This is a genomic window from Janthinobacterium sp. GW821-FHT03C08, from assembly GCF_059420905.1.
Map to the genome: position 1 here is coordinate 255,577 of NZ_JBWKUP010000008.1, position 20,779 is coordinate 276,355.

18 protein-coding genes are annotated in these 20,779 nt (G+C 66.8%); 4 read left to right on the top strand and 14 right to left on the bottom strand.

All coding sequences use genetic code 11. The features are described 5' to 3' along the window. Positions 1-115 precede the first annotated feature (115 nt). Positions 116-883: an SDR family oxidoreductase gene (locus AC07VL_RS13685; RefSeq protein ID WP_494806354.1), complete on the top strand. Its 768-nt coding sequence runs from the start codon at positions 116-118 to the stop codon at positions 881-883. Here the strand turns inward: AC07VL_RS13685 and AC07VL_RS13690 are convergent. The 10 genes from AC07VL_RS13690 to AC07VL_RS13735 form a co-directional block, all read right to left on the bottom strand. Then, entirely contained in the window at positions 811-1,800 is a 990-nt protein-coding gene (locus AC07VL_RS13690) for an NAD(P)/FAD-dependent oxidoreductase (protein WP_494806355.1), read from the bottom strand. The two genes, AC07VL_RS13685 and AC07VL_RS13690, sit on opposite strands and share 73 nt — an antisense overlap. Beyond that, positions 1,787-2,230: an Rrf2 family transcriptional regulator gene (locus tag AC07VL_RS13695; protein WP_494806356.1), complete on the bottom strand. Its 444-nt coding sequence runs from the start codon at positions 2,228-2,230 to the stop codon at positions 1,787-1,789. Before AC07VL_RS13695 ends, AC07VL_RS13690 begins: the two co-directional genes overlap by 14 nt. Before the next feature lie 111 nt (positions 2,231-2,341). Next, positions 2,342-3,730, bottom strand: a complete 1,389-nt coding sequence (locus AC07VL_RS13700) for a c-type cytochrome (protein WP_494806357.1) — start codon at positions 3,728-3,730, stop codon at positions 2,342-2,344. After that, positions 3,727-5,337: a GMC family oxidoreductase gene (locus tag AC07VL_RS13705; protein ID WP_494806358.1), complete on the bottom strand. Its 1,611-nt coding sequence runs from the start codon at positions 5,335-5,337 to the stop codon at positions 3,727-3,729. Before AC07VL_RS13705 ends, AC07VL_RS13700 begins: the two co-directional genes overlap by 4 nt. A 9-nt stretch (positions 5,338-5,346) precedes the next feature. Then, the gene (locus tag AC07VL_RS13710; RefSeq protein WP_494806359.1) at positions 5,347-5,862 is read right to left on the bottom strand and encodes a sugar dehydrogenase complex small subunit; all 516 of its coding nucleotides are present in this window, start codon (positions 5,860-5,862) and stop codon (positions 5,347-5,349) included. Positions 5,863-5,890: 28 nt separating this feature from the next. Then, entirely contained in the window at positions 5,891-7,057 is a 1,167-nt protein-coding gene (locus AC07VL_RS13715) for a porin (RefSeq protein WP_494806360.1), read from the bottom strand. 356 nt (positions 7,058-7,413) lie between these two features. Beyond that, entirely contained in the window at positions 7,414-7,869 is a 456-nt protein-coding gene (gene hpaR / locus AC07VL_RS13720) for a homoprotocatechuate degradation operon regulator HpaR (protein ID WP_494806361.1), read from the bottom strand. An 81-nt stretch (positions 7,870-7,950) separates the two neighbouring features. Then, the gene (locus AC07VL_RS13725) at positions 7,951-8,916 is read right to left on the bottom strand and encodes a DMT family transporter (RefSeq protein WP_494806362.1); all 966 of its coding nucleotides are present in this window, start codon (positions 8,914-8,916) and stop codon (positions 7,951-7,953) included. Between the two features lie 82 nt (positions 8,917-8,998). Further along, entirely contained in the window at positions 8,999-10,819 is a 1,821-nt protein-coding gene (locus AC07VL_RS13730; RefSeq protein WP_494806363.1) for a DUF885 domain-containing protein, read from the bottom strand. A gap of 66 nt (positions 10,820-10,885) precedes the next feature. Beyond that, the gene (locus AC07VL_RS13735; protein ID WP_494806364.1) at positions 10,886-11,941 is read right to left on the bottom strand and encodes a LacI family DNA-binding transcriptional regulator; all 1,056 of its coding nucleotides are present in this window, start codon (positions 11,939-11,941) and stop codon (positions 10,886-10,888) included. A gap of 110 nt (positions 11,942-12,051) precedes the next feature. On the opposite strand from AC07VL_RS13735, the gene AC07VL_RS13740 reads away from it, so the two are divergent. Further along, on the top strand, positions 12,052-13,239 hold the full coding sequence (locus tag AC07VL_RS13740; protein WP_494806365.1) for a phytanoyl-CoA dioxygenase family protein: 1,188 nt from the start codon (positions 12,052-12,054) through the stop codon (positions 13,237-13,239). Between the two features lie 34 nt (positions 13,240-13,273). Next, entirely contained in the window at positions 13,274-14,392 is a 1,119-nt protein-coding gene (locus tag AC07VL_RS13745) for a Gfo/Idh/MocA family protein (RefSeq protein ID WP_494806366.1), read from the top strand. 13 nt (positions 14,393-14,405) lie between these two features. Here the strand turns inward: AC07VL_RS13745 and AC07VL_RS13750 are convergent, their stop codons facing one another. After that, positions 14,406-16,412, bottom strand: a complete 2,007-nt coding sequence (locus tag AC07VL_RS13750) for a glycoside hydrolase family 3 protein (protein WP_494806367.1) — start codon at positions 16,410-16,412, stop codon at positions 14,406-14,408. Positions 16,413-16,621: 209 nt separating this feature from the next. Here AC07VL_RS13750 and AC07VL_RS13755 point away from each other — a divergent pair, with 209 nt between their 5' ends. Continuing rightward, positions 16,622-17,653, top strand: a complete 1,032-nt coding sequence (locus AC07VL_RS13755; protein ID WP_494806368.1) for a helix-turn-helix transcriptional regulator — start codon at positions 16,622-16,624, stop codon at positions 17,651-17,653. Here the strand turns inward: AC07VL_RS13755 and AC07VL_RS13760 are convergent. The 3 genes from AC07VL_RS13760 to AC07VL_RS13770 are packed head-to-tail and all read right to left on the bottom strand — an operon-like array spanning position 17,650 to position 20,778. Then, positions 17,650-18,750: a porin gene (locus AC07VL_RS13760; RefSeq protein WP_494806369.1), complete on the bottom strand. Its 1,101-nt coding sequence runs from the start codon at positions 18,748-18,750 to the stop codon at positions 17,650-17,652. The two genes, AC07VL_RS13755 and AC07VL_RS13760, sit on opposite strands and share 4 nt — an antisense overlap. Before the next feature lie 31 nt (positions 18,751-18,781). Next, a complete protein-coding gene (maiA, locus tag AC07VL_RS13765; RefSeq protein WP_494806370.1) occupies positions 18,782-19,426 on the bottom strand; it encodes a maleylacetoacetate isomerase in 645 nt (214 codons plus the stop codon). Continuing rightward, positions 19,423-20,778, bottom strand: a complete 1,356-nt coding sequence (locus tag AC07VL_RS13770; protein ID WP_494806371.1) for an MFS transporter — start codon at positions 20,776-20,778, stop codon at positions 19,423-19,425. Before AC07VL_RS13770 ends, maiA begins: the two co-directional genes overlap by 4 nt. Position 20,779: the final 1 nt, after the last annotated feature.

Genomic DNA, 20,779 nt, shown 5'->3' on the forward strand with positions numbered 1-20,779 from the left:
TTTACCCGTTTATTTGATCGTAATAGTTGAAAGTGATTGTAGCGATTCATGGCTAGCGCGGCAGGAATGAAAGGCAGATACTGGGCTTCCCGACTCCTCATACAGAAAGCCCATCATGCAAACCCCAGCCATCACGAGCACCTCCCTGACACTGCAAGACAAGATCGCTTTTGTGACGGGCGGCTCGCGCGGCATCGGCGCCGCCATCGTCCAGCGCCTGGCGCGCCAGGGCGCCACGGTCGTCTTCACGTATCAAAGCTCGGCCGCCGAAGCGCAGGCGCTGGCCGCCAAGGTGGAGACCAACGGCGGCAAGGCCCTGGGCGTGCAGGCCGACGCGGCCGACGCCGCGGCCCTGACGGCGGCCTTAGCCAAGGTGGCGGCGCAGTTTGGCAAAATCGATATTCTCGTCAATAACGCGGGCGTATTCCTGCCCGGCGCCATCGACGATTTTTCGCTGGCGGACTTCGACAAGACCGTGGCCGTCAACGTACGCGCCGTGTTCGTGGCCATCAAGGCGGCGGTGCCGCACATGCAGGCGGGCGGGCGCGTCATCAACATCGGCAGCACGAATGCGCACCGCATGCCGTTCGGGGGCGCGGCCGCCTACGCCATGAGCAAATCGGCCCTGATCGGCCTGACGCAAGGCCTGTCGCGCGACCTGGGACCGCGCGGCATCACCATCAACAACGTGGAACCGGGCCCCGTCGCCACGGACATGAACCCGCCCACGGGCGACTTCGCCGACCTGATGCACGGCCTGATGGCCCTGCCCCGCCACGGCACGGCCGAGGAAATCGCCGGCATGGTGGCCTACCTGGCCAGCGAAGAAGCGGCCTTCGTCACGGGTGCGGGACTGAAGATCGACGGGGGTTTTGCCGCCTGATCCAACCCGAACATCAGCGAACGGTGCGCCGCCACGCCCGCCATGGCGCCATCGGCCACCGCGAACGCCACGCTGCCGGCCATGCGTCCCGCATCGCCGCAGCAAAAGACGCCGGGCACGCTGCTGGCCTTTTGCTCGTCGGTGCGCACAAACGGGCCCATGGCGCCCTCTTCCAGCGCGCAGCCCAGCGCCACAGCCAGGGCACTGGCCAGACGCGTGCGGGTGGCCACGAACAGGCCGGCCATCGCATGGCGGCTGCCGTCGGCCATGACCACGTCGGCCACGCCGTCGATCCGCGCCACGGGCGTGCGCACCAGCTTGACGCCGCGCGCCTCGAGTTGCGCCAGCTGCGCCGCATCGGGCTCGATCGCGCCATTCAGGAAAAAAGTGACCGTACCCCAGTCGGGCAGCATCAGCGCATGGTGCATCGACAGGGGCCCGGTGGCCAGCACGCCGATGGCGCCCTGCGCCAGTTCATAGCCGTGGCAATAGGGGCAGTGAAAGACGCTGACGCCCCAGCGCTCGGACAAGCCATCGACGGGCGGCAGCTCGTCGATCACGCCGGTGGCCAGCACCAGGCGGCGGCCGTGAACGGCATTGCCGTCCGCCAGGATCACGTCGAAGCCATCGCCATCGGGGCTGGCCGCCGCCTGCATGGCCGTGCCGTCCAGCCAGGTGACGGTGGCATACGCCAGCAGCTGCGCCTTGCCCTCGGCGGCGATGGCGGCCGTCCCGCTGCCGTCTTGGGTCAGGAAACCGTGGGAATGGCTGGCGTAGCGGTTGCGGCGCTGGCCGCCGTCGATCACCAGCACGCGGCGGCGGGCGCGCGCCAGTTGCGTGGCGGCGGACAGGCCGGCATAGCTGCCGCCGACGATGATGGCGTCGAATGGGACGCCGGGCGCTTCAGGAATGGGCATGGGGTGCTCCTCGGTGTTGTTGGCTGAAACGTTCGGCCAGGTTGGCCAGGGTGATGGCGCCGAAACGCCGGATCAGCAGCGCCTCGGCTTCATCAAAGGCGCCGGCCAGCGACTGGTTGACCACCTGCTCTACCAGGCAGCCCGGCTGCTCGACGCGGTTGCCCATGGAGAAGATGGTGGGCGAACCCACGGCCACGTAGATGTCTTGCAGAGTGACCCTGTGCAGGTCGCACACGATGCGCCAGCCGCCGCCATGACCCTTGACCGAGGCCACGTAGCCGCGCTCGCGTAAGCCGGCCATCACGCGCCGCACCAGCACGGGGTTGGTGTCCAGGCAGCCGGCGAGTTCCTCGGACGTCATCGGGCGTCCCGCATGGGCCATGTGCAGCAGCACATGGAGGATCGATGATAGTTTGCTGTCGCGTCTCATGTAACTTATGATAGTACATAAGTTCCACATATGCAAACGAGTTGCAATTATGAGGCAAAAAAAAGGGCCAGACTTTCCAGTCTGGCCCCGGCCTTTGCTGCGGTTGGACGCTTACGCCGCCTTGCGACGCCGTCCCCGCCACCACAGCAGCAAGGCCAGCAGCACCAGCACGCCGACGATGATGCCGGCGCGCGCCAGGCCGATGAGGTTCGAGGCGGGACCGCCGTTGCGCAGGGTCGTCACCTGTTCCGCCGTCACCTTGACGTCGGGATTGCCGTACATCTTCTGCACGTAATTGCCGAGGGTGACGATCTGCTCGTCCGACAGGGCCTGGCGGAAGGCCGGCATCAGGTGGCCGGCATGACTGCCCTTGCCATCCTGCCGTTCCACGCCATCGAGGATGGCCATCACCAGGTTGTTGCTGTTGCTGCGGCCCGTCACCGAGTTATGGAACAGGGGCGGCAGGCTGCCGTCGAAACTGCCCTCGCCCTTGGCCTGGTGGCAGCTGGCGCACTGCGCATCGTACAGCTGCGCACCCGACATCTTGTTCAGGTTTTGCGGCAGCGGCACGCCGCGGATGCTGGCCAGCTCGTCGCCCGCCTTGCCCCATTGGGTCACCGGCTGCGTATCGGCCTTGTCGCGGATGGCCGGCACGCCCTTGACGTAGTGGGCGATGGCGTTCAGGTCGGCGTCGCTCAGGTGCTTCAGGCTATGGTCGATGGCTTCGGCCATCGGCCCCGCCGCCTGCGCCTTGTTGGCCGCGCGGCCCGTGCGCAGGTAGTCGACCAGTTCCTGCTGGCTCCAGCCGCCCACGCCGCTGTGGATGTCCGAGGTGATGTTCGGCGCATACCAGGTGCCCAGGTCTGCGCCGCCCAGCTCCTTCGACAGCTGCTCGGCCATCAGCGCATTGCGCGGCGTATGGCAGGTGGTGCAGTGGGCCAGGCCCTGCGCCAGGTAGGCGCCGCGGTTCCATTCCATGCTCTTCGCCGTATCGACCACGAAGGGCTTCTTATCGAGGAAGAGCAGGTTCCAGCCCGCCATCGACAGGCGGATATTGAACGGGAACGGCAAGTCCGTCGTCTGCGCCGGCGCCGCGTCCACGGCCGCCACGCCATGCATGAAGTAGTCATACAGGGCCGCCGTGTCCTCGTCCGTCACCTTGGCGTAGGCTGTGTAGGGCATGGCCGGGTACAGGTTGGCGCCGTCGGCGCGCACGCCATGGCGCACGGCGTCGGAGAACTGCTTGAGCGTGTACTTGCCGATGCCGTGCGTGGTCGATGGCGTAATGTTGGTGGCGACGATGGCCCCCAGCGGCGTGGCCAGGGCCAGGCCGCCAGCCATCGGTTTGCCGCCCGACACGCTATGGCAGGCGATGCAGTCGCCGGCCGTGGCCAGGTAGCGGCCACGCTCGATGGCCGCCGCGTCCGGGCCGGCCGCCAGCACGGGCAGGGCCAGCGAGAACAAGGCGGCGCCGGCCGCGATTCTGAAGTTCGCCATCATGCTGTGCCTCCCTGTTGTTCGTCGAGGATATGCTTGACGGTGCGCAAGGCCACGGCCAGGCCGTTTTCCGTCGAGTTGCAGGTGCCAGACGTGGGCAGCACGCCGGTGCTGCACAGGAACAGGTTGGCGTGGTCGAAGGTGCGGCCCCACTGGTCGCAGACGGCCTTGGCGGGGTCGGAACCCATCGACAGGGTGCCGCAGATGTGCTGGTTGTTGGCGAACACGCCTTCCTTGCTGTGACGCAAATTGGTGCCGCCCATCAGCCTGGCGATATTCTCGAAATCCTGTTTCGAGCGCTCGTGGCCCCGCTTGGTGTACTCGTCGATCGAATAATGCGCCTGCGGCTTGGGGATGCCCATGGCGTCCTTTTCGCTGCTGAGGGCGATGCGGTTTTCCGGGTTCGGCAGCACTTCCAGCACGTTTTTCAGGCTCATTTCGCGGGCCGAGCGGAAGCGCAGCTGCTGTTCGAATTCCTCGCCGAAGATGCCCTTGCCGATCAATTCCTTGGTCGAGCCATCCACGCGCGAGATGTTCGTGAAGTCCAGGCGGTACGGCGAATGCTGGCTGCGGAAGTCGCCGTCGCGCATGGTGTTGATGGAATTGGGGCTTTGCGGGCCCCGGCCCAGCCACAGGTCTTCATCGGCGTCGAAGGTGATCGAGGTGCTCGGGTGGTCCATCAGGTTGCGGCCCACCATGTCGCTGCTGTTGGCCAGGCCGTTCGGGTACTTGTCCGAGGCGGAAACGAGCAGCAGGCGCGGGCTTTCGATGCCGTTGGCGGCCAGGATGAAGGTCTTGGCCGTCACGCGGTGGCTCTTTTTATCCACGTCGTAGTACAGCGCTGCCGTGATGCGGCCCTGCGCGTCGTGTTCCAGCTTGTAGACGTTGGCATTGCAGACGATCTGCACGCCGGCCGCTTCGGCCTGCTGCGCGGCGATGCCGCCGTGGTATTGCGCGTCGATGGGGCAGATCGGCTGGCAGCTGTTGTTGCCGCAGCAGGCCGGGCGGCCATCGTAGCTGACGCTGTTGCGCGCCACCGTGTTGCCCACCACCTTGAACGTGGGGTCGAGGCGCTCGCGGATGCGGCGCATGGCGTACGGTTCCGCCACGGAGTCCATCGGGAATGGCTGCTTGCGCGGCGAACCCGTGTTCTCCGCGCCGGAGACGCCCATGATTTCTTCCGCTTCCTGGTAGAACGGCTCCAGGTCTGCATAGCTGATGGGCCAGTCGACGCCCACGCCATACAGGGTATGGATGCGGAAGTCGTTCGGCACGTTGCGCCACGCCTGCGCGGCCCAGTGCCACGAGGTGCCGCCGAACTGGCGGATGTATTCGGCCGGATACGGATACGGGCCGGCCTGCACCAGGTAGCCATTGTCCTTGGGCTGGTAGATCGGGTGCGGCGCCGTGGCGACGGATGGATACGGCGACATCCAGTCGCTGCGGCGCGTCGTGTTGCGGAAACGGGCGACGATTTCGCCGCGCGAGACGCGCGGTCCCGCTTCCAGGATCAGCACCGAGGCGCCGGCCAGCGCGAGCTTGCGCGCGGCCAGGGAGCCGATGATGCCGGAGCCGATCACGAGGTAATCGGCGGAGAGTTGTTCGGCCATGATGGCTCCTTAAATTGGTTTTCTGGCCCAGCTGCCGTAGGCGCCGTAGGAATACGTGGGCGGCTTGAGCACGTCGGCCACGACGGCCGCGTTCAGCGCCTGCTCGTAGGCGACGCAGACGGCCGCCTCGCCCGTGCCGACGATGCCCAGGTACCAGGCGCTGGCGATCTGGCGCGGCAGGGCCGCCAGCGGCGACTGCGCGGTGTCAAGCGCCTGCTGCAGGCCGGCGGCCTGCAAGCCTTGCGCGTTGATCAGCGCCAGCAGCGCGCGCACATTCGCGGGGAAGGCGGCGTCCTGCGCCGTCAGCGCGTCGTACAGGCGTTTGGCCAGCGCCGGGTCGAGCACCTGGCGCCCGGCCAGCATGGCCGACACGCCAAGGAAGGCGCCCTGCTCCGCATTGGCGACCGGCTCGGCCAGCGCCCAGGGAATCAGCGCCGCCGCCGAAGCCGACAGCAAGCCGGCCAGCACCATGCGGCGGCCGGGATTCAGAGGGCCGCGGCCCTCCTTGTGATGTGTAGCGTCCAATTGAAGCTCCCGTGAGTTCTGCAACCGTTCAGAAAGAGTGCTTGAGACCGACCATGACCACCGTCTGGCCGCCGTCCGACGACGGCGTGCCGTTCTGCGAATCGCCGACCGAGGCGACGGCATCGACGATGGCGCCGTTCTGGCCCAGGGTCTGGCCGCGCGCCAGCTGGCGCGCTTCGATCAGGTAGATCGCCGTACGCTTCGACAGCGCATAATTCTGCTCGAACGACAGCTGGCGGTAGCGCGCGCGGTCGGCGATGCCGTTGGCGCGGCTGGCGAAGGTGTCGCTGTAGCCGGCGGCCAGGAACCACCGCGGCGTCAGCTGGTAGCTGGTAATCAGGCCGGCCGTGTTGAAGATGGCCGTATCGCGGAAGGCGGAGCGGGTGCCGGCCTGGTATTGCACGTTGCTGGCATTGGCGCCCACCATCCACTTGCCCATGGTGTAGCGCGCGCTGGCGGCGATGTACTGGATGCTGTCGGCCGTGGCATAGCCCTGGTTGATGGCGGAGATGCCGAAGCTGGCAGAGGACTTGTCGCTCCAGCCCGTGCCGTTCTCGCCATTCTTCAGTTTCAGGTAGCCCAGCGCGAATTCGGCCGGCGAGGTGCTGTACTTGACGGCGGCACTGAAGCTGCTGCCCACGGCATTGCCGTCGGCCGCTTCGCCGAAGCCGTACTGCGCGCTGGCCTGCAGGCCGCGCCAGGCCGGCGTACTGTAGCTCAGGGAGTTATTGATGCGCACGGTGGTATCGAGGCCGTCGATATCGCCGGGGTGGGCGCCGGTGGCGCCCGTCAGGATATTGCTCGATGCGAGGGAACCGACCAGCAGATAGTAGGGCGTGTACTGGCGGCCGGCCGTCAGCGTGCCGTAGGCCTGCGACTGCAAGCCCACGTAGGCCTGGCGGTTGAACAGCGAGCCGGCCGTGCTTTGCGCGCCCGTGTCGCTTTCAAAGCCGCTTTCCAGCAAGAACAGCGCCTTCAAGTCGCCGCCCAGGTCTTCCACGCCCTGGAAACCGATCTTGCTGGCGGACAAACTGCCGCTGCGCATATAGGTGTTCGAGTTGCCGCCCTGGTTGCTCGTGTACGCGGTCGCCGCGTCGACCACGCCATAGATGCTGACATTGCTCTGGGCGCAAACGTTTGCGCCGACGAGTGAAACGGCAGCCAGCGCCACGGCGCGCATGCAAGTAGTTTTCATTTTTTCCTGACTTTCCTGTTTTATTGTACGCCTGCCATTTTTTTCCGCCGGGAGACGGAAATACGGCGGTGGCGCCGCGCTGCCGCTCCGCCTGATCGCCGGAACGTGCGCTTTTTCTTCTTGATTTGGATCAAGTGAGGCAAATTATACGCCGAATTACTCACATGTAAGTGATTAACTGTAAGGCATAGTCTTATAGCAAAACATTCATTGGTCTTATAGCAAAACGTAGCGGCGCACGGGCGCAAGCCCCGCAGCATGCGGAAATTATCAAAAACAGCATGGAAAAAGCAGCGGCGGCACGTGCTGAAAAACACGCGCCGCAGGGACGGTCAGGTGACGGGAGGGGAAACCGCTCAGCGCAGGATGGTGGGCGCCACGGGCAGGGTTTCCAGGGCAATGAACGCTTCGAGCGCGCGGCGCATGTCGTCGAACACTTGCTTGCCATAGGCCGCTTCCAGGCTGGCATATTGCAAGTCGATCAGCTTGCCCATCTGCAGCAGCAAACTGGCGCCCGCTTCCGACAGGTGCACCTTGCGGCGGCGCTGGTCGCCTTCGAACTTGCTGCGCCCGATCAGGCCGATTTCTTCCATGCGCGCCAGGATGCCGCTCATGCTGGGGCTGGAAATCTGGCAGATGTCGCACAGTTCGCGCGGCTCCAGGGTCGGGCTTTCATTCAGGGCGCGCATGATGCGCCACTGCTGCTCGGTCACGCCGAAGTGATTGAGGATGGGGCGGAAGTGCTGCAGCAGGCTGTCGCGGGCCTTCAGCAGCAGTTGCGGCATGTTCGGATAACGGATCGGTAACTGCAAGCGGAACTCCCGGGGTGGCCAGCAAATGAGCATGATTATACGACTGGCAAGAGCAGAATGGCGGGCAAAACTGCGCCTTTTCTACCCTGCCCCCGTCGACTGCCTGCGCCCTTCCTCGCGCGCATGCGCATGCACGGACCACAGCACGCCGGCCGCCAGCAGGAACATGGCCGCCCATTCGAGCGGGCGCGGCATGCGCTGCGCGTACAGGTAGCCATACAGCAGCGCGAACAGGGTTTCGGACAGGATCAGCTGGCCCGACAGGGTCACGGGCACCAGGCGCGACGCCAGGTTCCACAGGTAGTTGCCGATCACGGACGCGCCCAGCGCCAGCAGCAGGCAGACGAGCCAGAAGCGGGGCCAGTCGCGCGCCGGCGTGCCAGCGGCCGTACCGGCATGGTGCAGCGCCAGCGCCACGGCGCCGACGGCCAGCGCGATGACGCCGCTGGCCAGGCCATACAGCATGGACCATTCCACGGCGCTGACGTGCGCATGGCGCTTGAGGAAGCGGTCGTTGTCGAGCGCATACCAGGTCCAGCAGGCCAGTGCGCAGGCGGCGCACAGCACGCCGAGCAGCTTGTGCGCCAGGCTGGCGCCGTCCGCGCCGGCGCTGCCCGCGTGGCTGAAGATATCGATATTGATGCAGGCGATGCCCAGTGCCACCACCAGCAGCGGCAGGGCCAGGCGGCGCAGGGGCAGCGCGCCGTGGTCCTTGTGGCCGACAATCGTCACGCTCAGCGGCAGCAAGCCGATGATCAGCGACGTGGGCGCCACGCCGGCCAGCTTGACGCCATACGCCAGCAGCAGGTAATACACGACGTTGCCGGCCAGCGCCTGGCGCAGCATGGCCAGCCAGTCGGCCCGCCGCAAACGCCGCAGCAGGGGCACGAGCCGCGGCAGCATCAGCCCCGCCGCCAGCGCGCCATAGCAGGCGTAGCGCCCCACCATCAGTTCGACGGGAGAAAAGTCCGGCAGCAGCACCGGCACAATGAAAACGGCGCCCCAGAAGGCGCCGGCCAGCAAGCCAAAAACAATCCCACGCCACATGCAGACACGCTCACGTCATTATTTCAAGGACGCCAGTATATGGCATGCGGAACAGCGCGGCGCGGCGCATCGTGCAATCGCGTCAGCCCTTGGCCTTGCGCTGCTCGGGGATGAAGTGCTCGCGCACGGCCTTGGCCAGCAGGCCTGGCGGCAGCAGGCCCTGGCCCAGCAGGAAGTTGTTGAAGGCGAGGCGGTCGAACTTGTCGCCCAGCGCCAGCTCTGTCTCCGCGCGCAGCTGCAGGATGCGCGTATAGCCGTAGAAGTAGCTGCCCGCCTGGCCCGGCATCTTGAAGGTGTAGCGGTCCAGTTCCTGGCGCGCCATCGGTTTCGACAGCATCACTTCGTCCGTCAGGATGCGTCCCGCCTCCTCCCGCGTGACCTGGCCCAGGTTCAGCATCGGGTCGAGCATGGCGCGCGCGGCGCGCAGCATGCGGAACTGCAGCGCGATGAGCTGGCCCTCGGCCGGCTCGTAGGGGATCATCTCCGCTTCCGCATACAGCGCCCAGCCTTCCACGTTGACGCTGTTGAACGCGTACAGGCTGCGCGCCTGCGACACGCCCCGCTCCACCATGGCGCTGAACTGCAGCTCGTGGCCGGGGCGGCCCTCGTGCGCGCTCAGGGTCCAGGCGGCCCCCGCGAAATTGAAGTCGTCATACGCCTCGCCCTTGCCGCTGCTGGACGGATTGCTGACGGGGAGGACGAACTGGCCGTGCTCTCCCGTGTTGCCGATCAGCGGAGGCGGACGCATGTGCGGCGCCGGCTGGGCCGCCGATTCGGCGCTTGATGCCAGGCGCATGGTCATGGCGCGCTGCGGCACGTCAACCACGCCCTGCGCGCGGATGCGCTCCTCGAGCTGCGTGTTGACGCCCTTGTAGTGCGCTTCGAGCTGCTCGTTGGGGATGGAATCGCTTTTCAGCGCGCGCAGCACCTGGCGGTAATCCGTGCCATCGATGCCCTTGAGCGACATTTTCGCCGCCACCACGGGCGCCAGCGCCTGCATGGCAGCGCGCGTTTCCAGGTAGGCCACCTCCGCCCGCTCGACCAGCGCGCGCGGCTCGATGTCGATGCCCACCTGCTTCAGGCGGAAGGCGTACAGCTCGGGCGCCATGCGGAAATCCGTACGCGACAGGGGCAGCACCACTTGCCGCTCCCACGCCGCGTAGTCATTGAGCTGCTGCTCCATGGCCGCCAGCGCGCTTTCCGCGCCGGTAATCTTCATGTCGGCGAACAGCTTGCGGATGCCGGCGATATACGTCGGCACGTTTTCCAGCGACTGCTCCACCTGCATGCGCACGGGACCGGCCAGGCCCTGCTGGCCGATCTTTTCCGTGAAACGCGCCTTGGCCTGCTGCGTGAGCGGCGTGCTGCCCGGATACTGGCCCACGTAGCGCTGCAGGCGTTCGAGCGCCTTGGCGCGGCGCGCGGCTGGACGCTGCTCCTGCAGCAGGCTTTGCATGCTGCCAAAGACCATTTGCGGCACGTCCATCCACGGCAGGCTGTACTTCGCTTCCAGCTGGGCGCCGGCAATGGACTGGTCGACGGCATTCGTCAGGATCTGCAAGTCCTGGCGGATGCGCTCGTCCTTTTCCGCCGCCAGCTTCTGCTGCAGCTGCGCGCGCGCCTGCTGCATGGCCGCCACATAGCGCTCCGTGAGCTTCGGCCCCAGGTCGGCGGCCAGGCCGTCGTACTGCGCCAGGCCCGTGTCGGACGCGCGCTCAGGCGAAAACTGCGCCTGCGCCGCCAGCACGATGGCGGCATTGCGGTTGCTGGCCTCGACCCAGGCGGACGATGCGCTGGCCGCGGCGGGGGCGGCGGCCCTGGCTGGCATGGCCAGCACGGTGGAGAATGCGGCGGCGAGTGTGGCGGCAAGCACGGTCTTGCACAATTGCGGAGAGACGAACATCGGGGATTTCCTTCCTGGGGTGAGCGATGAGCGAAGCGACGAGTATCGTCCAGCCCCGGGTGACTGTCAATTGCGGCCAGTCATGGCCGGCAGGTTCCACGGTGTGACGACCTGGATGGCGGACAGGCTGCCGGCCCGCGCGTGCGACGGCGCCAGCGGCGGCAGCGCGCCCCGCGCGCGCAGGATGTCCTGGCAGGCGCGGCGCATGTCCTGGCCCAGGTCGTGGTGCAGCACGGCCTGGATCGCGCCCGACTGCAGCAGCGCCAGGTTATCCGCATCGAGGTCGTGGCCGATGAAGACCTGGCAGCGGCGCCCCGCCTGCGCGAACGCCTGCACGATGGCCGCATTGCCGCCGCCGATGGAATACACGGCGGCGATGCCCGGATGGCCGGCCAGCGCCTGGCGCACCAGCGCGCCCGTGGCGCCGTCGATGCCATGGCCTTCACTCACTTCGACGATGCTCAGGTGCCGGTGGCGTTCGCGCAGCGCGCGGCGAAAGCCGATCTCGCGCTCTTCCTCGCCGTGAAAGCGGTTGCTGCTCAGGGTCACCAGCACCTGCTGCCGCTTGCGCGCGCCGCCCATCCACTGCCCGATCAGGTAGGCGGCCGTCTCGCCTGCCGCGCGGTTGTCCATGCCCACGTAGCTGCTGCGCGCCGAATCGGGCAAGTCCGTCACCAGGGTCACCACGGGGATGCCGGCCGCCGCCAGGCGCGCGACGGCCGCCGCCACCGGCGGCAGGTCCGGCGCCTTGAGCAGCACGCCGTGGCTGCCGTTCTTGCGGATGCGCTCCAGCAGGCCGACGATGCCGTCCGCGTCCAGGGTTTCCTGCAGGTGGAAGCGCGAGCGCAGCACGGCCGGATGCAGGGACGGGAGTTCCGCTTCCAGCGCGGCGCGCACGGCATCGGTAAAGCGGCGCGGCGCCACCATCAGCACGTCGAGCATGAATTTTTTGCCGGACAGGCCCACCTGCGTGCTTTGCCGCGCCAGTTCATCGAGCGCCTGCATCACGCGGCGCACCGTATTGGCATGCACGCCGCCGCGCTGCTTGATCACGCGGTCGACGGTGGCCAGGCTGACGCCAGCCTGCAGGGCCACGACCTTGACGGGAAAGGGATGTGTCATGCCTGGCGTCCTCCGGTTCTGGAATTGATGGTTTTTTGATGGATTTTCTGATGAAAAATGCCCTTTTCCATCCCTATACTGATTCTACAACTTAAATCAGGAGACACCGCATGCCCACCACAGACGCCGCCCCGCCCGCCCCCTTCTGGCTGTCGCAGCAAGACTGCGACCTGCAAGACTTTATCGCCACCGTCAGCGAGCGCACGGCGCTGGCCGATTATCCCCACGCCGCTTCAGTGGAAGAAAACATCCTCGTCTACGACTGCGACGCCGTGCGCGCCCTGGCTGGCGCTCCGCATTCACTGCGCGCGCTGCAGGCCGAATGGGGCAAGGCATTGATGGATGGCCCGGGCGTCATCGTGCTCCAGCGCACCGTCACCGACATGCAGACGCTGGAACAGGTAAATGGCGTGTTTCGCGACCTGATCGCCGGACAGCATGCCAGCGGCCAGGCGGGCGGCGACCATTTCGCCAAGCCGGGAGCGAATGACCGCATCTGGAACGCCCAGCAGAAACTGTGCCTGCGCGCCCCCGAGGCATTCGCCCGCTATTACGCCAACCCCGTCTTCGCGTGGATCGCCGAATCCTGGCTGGGTCCCGCCTACCAGATGACGGCGCAGGTGAACGTCGTCAATCCGGGCGGCGCCGCCCAGGCGCCGCACCGCGACTTCCACCTGGGCTTCCAGAGCGCCTGCGCCTGCGCCGCCTACCCCGCGCCCGTGCACCAGATGTCCGCGCTATTGACCTTGCAGGGCGCCGTCGCCCACTGCGACATGCCGCTCGAATCGGGTCCCACGCTGTACCTGCCCGGCTCGCAGCGCTATCGCGCCGGCTTTCTCGCCTGGCAGCAGCGGCCTTTCCGCGACTATTTCGCGCAGCATTGCGTGCAGCTGCCGCTATCCAGGGGCGATGCCGTGTTCTTCAACCCCGCCCTGTTCCACGCGGCAGGACATAACCGCTCGACCGACATCCGCCGCATGGCCAACCTGCTGCAAGTATCGTCGCCGTTCGGGCGCGCCATGGAAGCGCTGGACCGGCGCGCCATGAGCGCCGCGCTGTATCCGGCCCTGCAGACGCTGCGGGCGCGCGGCGTCCTGCCCGCCGACGGTGCCCGGCACGCGATCGCCGCCTGCGCCGAAGGCTATGCCTTCCCCTGCAACCTCGATCGCGACCAGCCCATGGACGGCATGGCGCCGCCCACGCAGCAGCAGATCATGCTGCAGGCGCTGGAACAGGACTGGCCACCGGCGCGCCTTGCGGACGCCCTGGACAGCCACGCCTGGCGCCAGCAAGCCTGAATCCCCCAACGCGCGACACCTACGGAGACTCCCTATGCAAGATATCAACATCGGCCTGATCGGCGCCGGCTACATGGGCAAGGCCCACACCATCGCCTACAAAACCGTGCGCAGCATCTTTCCCGCGTCCCTGAATCCCGTGTGCGAGTGCATCAGCACCAGCAGCGACGAAGGCGCGGCCCGCAGCGCGCGGGAACTGGGCTGGAACAGGTCCACGGGCGACTGGCGCGCGCTGGTCAATGATCCCGCCATCGGCGCCGTCATCGTCGCCACCCCGCCAGCCACGCACAAGGACATCGTGCTGGCGGCGCTGGCCCTGGGCAAGCCCGTGTTTTGCGAAAAGCCGCTGGGCTTTTCCGCCGCCGAATCGCTGCAGCTGGCGCAGGCGGCGGAAAGCGCGGGCGTGGCCAACATGGTCGGCTATAACTACATCCGCACGCCGGCCAGCCAGCTGGCGCGGCAGATTATCGAGTCCGGCGAAATCGGCGAGATCATCCACGTCGCCGCCGAACACGTGGAAGACTACCTGCACGACCCGCGCGCGCCCGCCTCGTGGCGCACGCGGGAAGCGACGGCAACGCGCGCCGGCGCGCTGGCCGACGTCGGCTCGCACCTGCTCAACCTGGCCCTGCGCCTGGCCGGCCCCGTCGATGCGCTGGTGGCCGACATGCATACCGTGCATGCGCGGCGCGACGGCCCGCATGGCATGGAAGCGGTGGACAACGACGACCAGGGGAACCTGATGCTGCGCTTTGCCAGCGGCGCGCTCGGGGCGCTGACCTTCAGTCGCGTGGCGGCCGGGCGCAAGATGGGCTACACCTACCGCATCACGGGGACGAAAGGCGCCATTGCGTTTGATCAGGAAAACCAGAATGAACTGTGGCTGTACGACGCCGGCCGCCCGGCGCAGCGCCAGGGCTTCCAGCGCCTGCTGATGGGGCCTGCCCACCCCGACTTCCTCGCCTTTTCCCAGGGCGCGGGGCACGGCACGGGCTATAACGACACCATCGTCATCGAGGCGCGCGACTTCCTGCAGGCCATCGCCGGCGGCCAGCCGGTGTGGCCCACCTTCCGCGACGGCTACGAAGTGGACCGCCTGATAGCCGCCGCGCTGCGCTCCGTGCAGGAGCGCAGATGGATTACCGTTCGTTGACGACAACGGCCATTCAGTAGGCCAGTCCGTAGCCGAACTTGTACAGCGGATGCGCCGTGTCATACGGCACGTCCGATTTCTGCACCAGCACCTCGGCCATCGACGAGGGCAGCTCGAACGGCAGCTTGCCTTGCGGCTTGGCCTTGCCCGTCAGGACATCGAACAGCGCGCCGTCGCTCACGCCGAAGTTGGCGAGAATCGCGCTGGCCTTGTCCTGCACGTTGGCGAGGATGGCCGGGCGGTCCAGGTACACGGTGACCACCGTCTTCGGCGCGAATTTCGCCGCGTTCTTGATCGCCTCGTAGTCGGCGTTGCCGTCCACGTAATCGAGGCGCCCCTCGTGCTGCATGCTGCCGAAGATGTAGTTCGGGTGCAGGGTTTCATACGGCGCGGCCACGCGCAGCAGGGCCACGTCCGCCTCCTGCGGCGTGGCCACCACCGTGTAGCCATACTGTTTCGCCACGGCCGCATCGATGCCGTAGAGATAGACCTTCTTCACCGTGGCCGCCAGCGGCAGCACCTTGTCCTTGTTTTCCAGCAGCACCAGCGAACGGCGCTGCGCGTCCAGGCCCGCCTCGACGAAGTCCGCCTTGCCCACCGTGGCAGCCGCCTTGGCCGCATCGACGAACGGATGCTCAAACAGGCCCTGCTTGAACTTCTGCACCAGGATGCGCCGCGCCGAGGCGTTGATGCGCGCTTCCGTCAGCTGGCCCCGCTGCACGGCCTGGGTCAGGTACGGCGCTTCCGTCACGCCGCCAAACTGGTCCATCCCCGCCGTGACGGCCTTCACGTAACGCTCGGCCTTGGTGGCGTCTTCCATGCCCCACGGCGTGCCGAAGCCGGTGAAGGATGGCGCGACACCGGGCGCCGTGCCGTTGCGGCAGTTGGCGTCGCAGTCGGACGTGATGCCCCAGTCGGACAGGATCACGCCTTCGAAGCCGTATTTTCCGCGCAGCAAGTCCGTCAGCAGGGTCTTGCTGAAGCCTGCTCCCACTTGCTCCAGGGTGATGCCGTCGACGGTGATATTACCGTCCGGCATGGCATACGTGGGCATGACGGAAGCCGCCTTGGCCGTGAACGCGCCCTCGAACGGCTTGACGTGATAAGCGAAGTTGTTGCCCGGATAGGTCATGTAGCGGCCATAGTAATTGTGGCCGTCGAAGCCCTCTTTCGTCGCGCCGTAGCCCACCCAATGCTTGACGACGGCCACCACGCTGCCGTCATGCAGACCCGTGTTGCCATCCTGAAAACCCTCGATATAGTGCTGCACCATGCGCTTGGCCAGGTCCGCATCTTCGCCAAAGGTGCCGTTGATGCGCGCCCAGCGCGGTTCCGTGGCCAGGTCGGCCTGCGGCGACAGGGCTTGCGTGATGCCGACGGCCAGGTATTCCTGGCGCGCGATGTCGCCGAAGCGGCGTACCAGCGCATCGTCGCCGATGGCCGCCAGGCCCAGGGTTTCCGGCCACTGCGAGAAACCCTTGATGCCGGCGCTGGCGCCCACCGTGTACTGGAAATGGTGGCGCGGGTCCGTGCTGATCGACACCGGGATGCCATGGCGCGAGGTTTCGCTCAGGGCCTGCAGCTTGTTGTACTGGGCCGCCATATTGGCCGTGTCGCCCGCCATGCGCGTGATGAAGGTGTTGACGTACTGCTTGACGACCAGGTCCTGCAGGGCCGCCAGGTCATACGCGCCGCCCAGGCCGATGCCGGAAGGATCGGACACGGTGGGCGCCGTGCCATGCATCATCAGGCCCGCCTTCTCGTCGAGCGTCATGCGCGACAGCAGGTCGTCGGCGCGCGCCTCGGCCGACAGGCGCCAGTCCTCGTACGGGTCGATCTTGCCGTTGCGGTTCATGTCCTTGAAGGTATAGCCGTCGACCTTGACCAGATTGAAGGTGGTGCTGCCGAACACGGGCTGCGTGTATGCCTCGCTGACGGTATCGTTGCCGCAGGCGGCCAGGGCAAGCGTGGCGACGCAGCCGGCGACCACGCGGGCCATCGGTTTCATAGTGCAATGCATGGATGTCTCCCAATTTTATTGTAGGTAGCGGGTGTGGCGGCAAGGCCACCCCGCAAACAATATAGCGTGAGAATCCGTGAGTTTCTTGACCGCGCAGCACGCGTTTTATACCGGCGAAAACAATTTTTGGTTAGGCGGCACGACAACCAACAATCTCCTACAAAGTGCTAATATTTGTGAAAAATTACTACAACAAGCAGGAGACAGCCTTGCATAAACCCGACACGCGCACGGTCTCGAACCGGATTGCGCAGCAATGCGCGCGCGCCTTGCAGGCCGATGGCCACGATCCCGCCGACTTTTTCCGCCACACGGGCATCACGCCGGCGCAGCTGGACGAGCCGGGGGGCCGCATCAATGCCGAGCGGCACCGCCGCATGACGGCCTATGCCCAGCAGCTGCCGCCGCAGCGCGCCATCCTCGACCTCGACGTGACGCAGTGGTTCGCGCATTTTTCCGGCGTCGCCCACGTCTGCTTCAACTGCCCCACCCTGCGCAGCGCGCTGCACGAGCTGCTGCACCTGCGGGGGCTGATCGGCGAATTCGACTTCATGCTGATGAGCGAGAACGGCACGCGCATCGAGATCGAATACCTGTCCGAATTCTGTCCGGCCGGTGGCGCCATGCAGGCGCTGGCCAATTTCCGCATGCTGTCGCTGGTGGCGCGCGCCTACGATACAGGCGCGCCCACGGCGTTCCGGGCGCATTTCCGCGGCAAGGCGCCGTGGTTTGCGTCCGCCATCTCGGAATGCTTCGGCGCCAGCGCCAGCTACGGGCAGGCGCGCAATACGCTGGTGTTCGACGCGCCCGACCTTGACCGGCCCTTCGCCCAGTTCAATCCCACGCTGGCGCCGCACGCGCTGCGGCACGCGCAGGGGCAGTTGCAGCAGCTGCAGGGCGCGCAGCTGTTTTCCGCCCGCGTGGAGCAGGCCATCATCGACCTGCTGGGGCGGCAGGAGGACGCCGACGGCGCCTCGCTGCTGCCGGCCCTGTGCGACGGCCTGGCGATGAACCGCTGGACCCTGCAGCGCCAGCTGCAGCAGGAGCGCACCTCGTTTCGCGCGCTGGAGCTGCGCGCCAAGAGCCGCGAATCGCGCCGCCTGCTGCGCGACACCACCTTGAGCGTGGCGGAAATCGGCGAGCGCCTGGGCTTTTCCTCGCAGAGCGCGTTTACCCGCTTCTTCAGGACCCAGTTCGAGCTGCCGCCCGCGCGCTACCGCCACGACATGCAGGGCAATTAAAAGAAGTGGCGCACGCCCGCCATCACGCCAGTCTGCGTGCGGCCCGCGCCCACCGTGCCGCCCGCGTCCAGCGCCACGGCGGCCGCGCCGCCGTTGTCCATGCGGCCGATGGCGCCGTAGATGGCCGTGCGTTTGGACAGGTGATACGTCAGGCGCGCGGTGGCGAGGTTGGTGTCGTTCGGGCTGTCCTTCACGGCCAGCCGGGCGACCTGGCCGTCGAGCACCAGCGCCGGTGCCAGCGGATACGCGGCGCCCAGGTACAGCAGCTGCGAGTCGACGGGGCCCGTGGCGGCGCGGATCGTGCGGTCGATGATGCCGCCGCCGATTTTCAGTTGATCAACCATGGCGTAGGCGCTGGCGATCACGCGGCGGTCGAAGTGGTGGCTCGACGTCAAGCCGTTGGCGGCGCCCGCGTTGCCGTACATGATGTCGTATGAGGCCGTGGCGCCGTAGCGTGCCGTGTCGTAGCCCAGCAAGGCGGTGATCTGGCGGCACGCCTTCGCATTGCCCGCCACTTCGCCCGCGCAGCCCGTGGCGGCCGGGCCGCCCGCCGCCGAGGCATCGCGCCCCGGGCTGTAGGTGGCGCCCACCGTCACGCCGGAAAACGTGCCCAGGTAGCCGATGGCGTTGTCGCTGCGCGCGTTCGGCAGGTATAGGTCGAGGCTGCTGATGGAAAACAGGGCCGGGCCCATGATGTCGGACTTTTGCGTGGCCCAGAACGACATATTCATCTGCCGGCCCAGCATCACGCTGCCGTAGCGCCCTTTCAGTCCCACCCACGACTGGCGGCCGAACAGGCGCCCGCCCTGCCCCGCGATGCCCGTATCGACGCCGAAGCCCGATTCCAGCGCAAAGATGGCTTGCAGGCCGCCGCCCAGGTCTTCCACGCCCTTGAAGCCCAGCCGCGAGGGCAAGGAACCCGTGAGGGTCGGCATCTTGGCCAGGCTGTCGCCGGCCGCATTGACATTCGTCGTGTAGGCCACGGAACTGTCGAGCACTCCGTACACGGTGATGCTACTCTGCGCCTGGGCGCTGGTGCACGCGCCGTGGGCGCACGCCCCCAGCAGCGCCACGGTGATGGCGTTGATTTTTCTCATACTTGTCTCCTGATGCTGTTTTTAGATTTTTTTACTCTGCGTCCGGCTGCGCATCGGGGTGCGCCTGCTGAAACGCGGGCAGGGCCTCGCACTGCGCCACGATGCGGCGGATCGTGGGGTACGCGGCCAGGTCGCACTGGAAGCGCCGCGCGTTGTACACCTGCGGCACCAGGCAGCAATCGGCCAGGGTGGGCGTGTCGCCATGGCAGAACAGGCCCGTGTGCGCGCTGCCCGCCAGTTCCGCCTCCAGCGCGGCCAGGCCCAGGTGCGTCCAGTGCCGGTACCAGGCGTTCTTCTGCTCCTGCGACAGGGCCAGGGGTCCCGTCAGGTAATTGAGGACGCGCAGGTTGTTGAGCGGGTGGATGTCGCAGGCGCACACCATGGCCAGTTGGCGCACGCGGGCGCGTCCCAGCGCGTCCTGCGGCAGCAGGGCCATGCCAGGCCGCGTCTCGTCCAGGTATTCGATGATGGCCAGCGACTGCGTCAGCACGGCGCCGCCCGTTTCCAGCACGGGCAGCAGCTGCTGCGGGTTCAGGCTGGAAAAATCTGGCGTGAACTGCTCGCCGCCGTTGCGGCTCAGGTGCACATAGGCCGTGTCGGCATGCAGGTTTTTCAGGTTCAGCGCGATGCGCACACGGTAGGATGCGGAGCTGCGGTAATAGCCATGCAGTTTCATAATGTACTTTCAGTCAGGGTGGCGGGAACGGCGCTGGCCGCGCTGCGGGCGCGCATCAGGCGCCCCATGGCCAGCAAGGCCAGGGACGCGAGCACGGCGGGGATGGCCAGCAGGAAGAAGATGGTTTCGTTATCGAGTTTCAAAGTCAGCATCAGGCCGCCGGCCATGGAACCGAGCACGGAGCCGCTGCGGCCCACGGCGGCGGCCCAGCTGACGCCCGTGGCGCGGCTGGAGGTGGGATAAAAGGCGGCGGCCAGCGCATTGGCCCCCACTTGCGAGCCGCTCACGCCAAAGCCCACGCCGAAGACGGCCAGCACCAACACGGCCAGGCTGCTGCCCGACAGGGCCACGACGACGATGCAGCCGGCGGCGGCCAGGTAGGCAAGGCTCAGCACCTTATGGGGGCTGTGGCGGTCCATCCAGCGGCCCAGCAAAATCGCCCCCACCGTGCCGCCCACCTGGAACATCATCGTCACCAGCGAGGCGTTCGACAGCGACAGGCCATTGCCGTTCAGCAAAGTCGGCATCCAGCTCGACAGCAGGTAGATGATCAGCAGGCTCATGAAAAACGTGGACCACAGCAGCAAGGTGCCGCCGATGACGCCGGGGCGGAACAGTTCCGCCATCGGCGAGCCGGCCAGTTTCTTGTCGCTGACGACGAGACGCGGCAGGCTGTCCAGGGTGGGCGTGATGCGGCGCATGATGGTCTGGCTGCCGTCGCGGCCCTTGAGCACGAGCCAGCGCAGCGATTCGGGCAGCGCCAGCAGCAGCACGGGCACCAGCAGCAGCGGCAACGCGCCGCCCAGCATCAGCACGCCGCGCCAGCCGATCAGGTGCAGCAGCTGCGCCGACGCCAGGCCGCCCAGCGCGGAACCGATGGTAAAGCCGCAGAACATCAGGGTCACGAGGCCGGAACGGCGCTGCTGCGGGCAGTATTCGGACGTCATGGTCACCGACGTGGGCATGGCGCCGCCCAGGCCCAGCCCTGTCAGGAAGCGCAGCACCAGCAGCATGGTCAAATCCGTCGACCAGGCCGACAGCAGGCTGGCCGCGCCGAAAAAAGCCACGGAGACGATCAGCACGGGACGGCGGCCGTAACGGTCCGCCAGGGGGCCGAACAGGAACGATCCCGCCATCAGGCCAAACAGGCCGGCGCCGAACAGGGGCGCCAGCGCGGCGGGGGACAAAGCCCACTCGGCGCGGATGGCGGGCGCGATGAAGCCGATCGAGGCCGTGTCGAAGCCGTCGATGGCGACGATGAGGAAGCATAGCCAGAGGATCAGCTTCTGGTAGCGGGAAAACGGGTGGCTGTCGAGGAAGTGCTGGACGTCGGTGCCGGCGTGGGTAGTCATG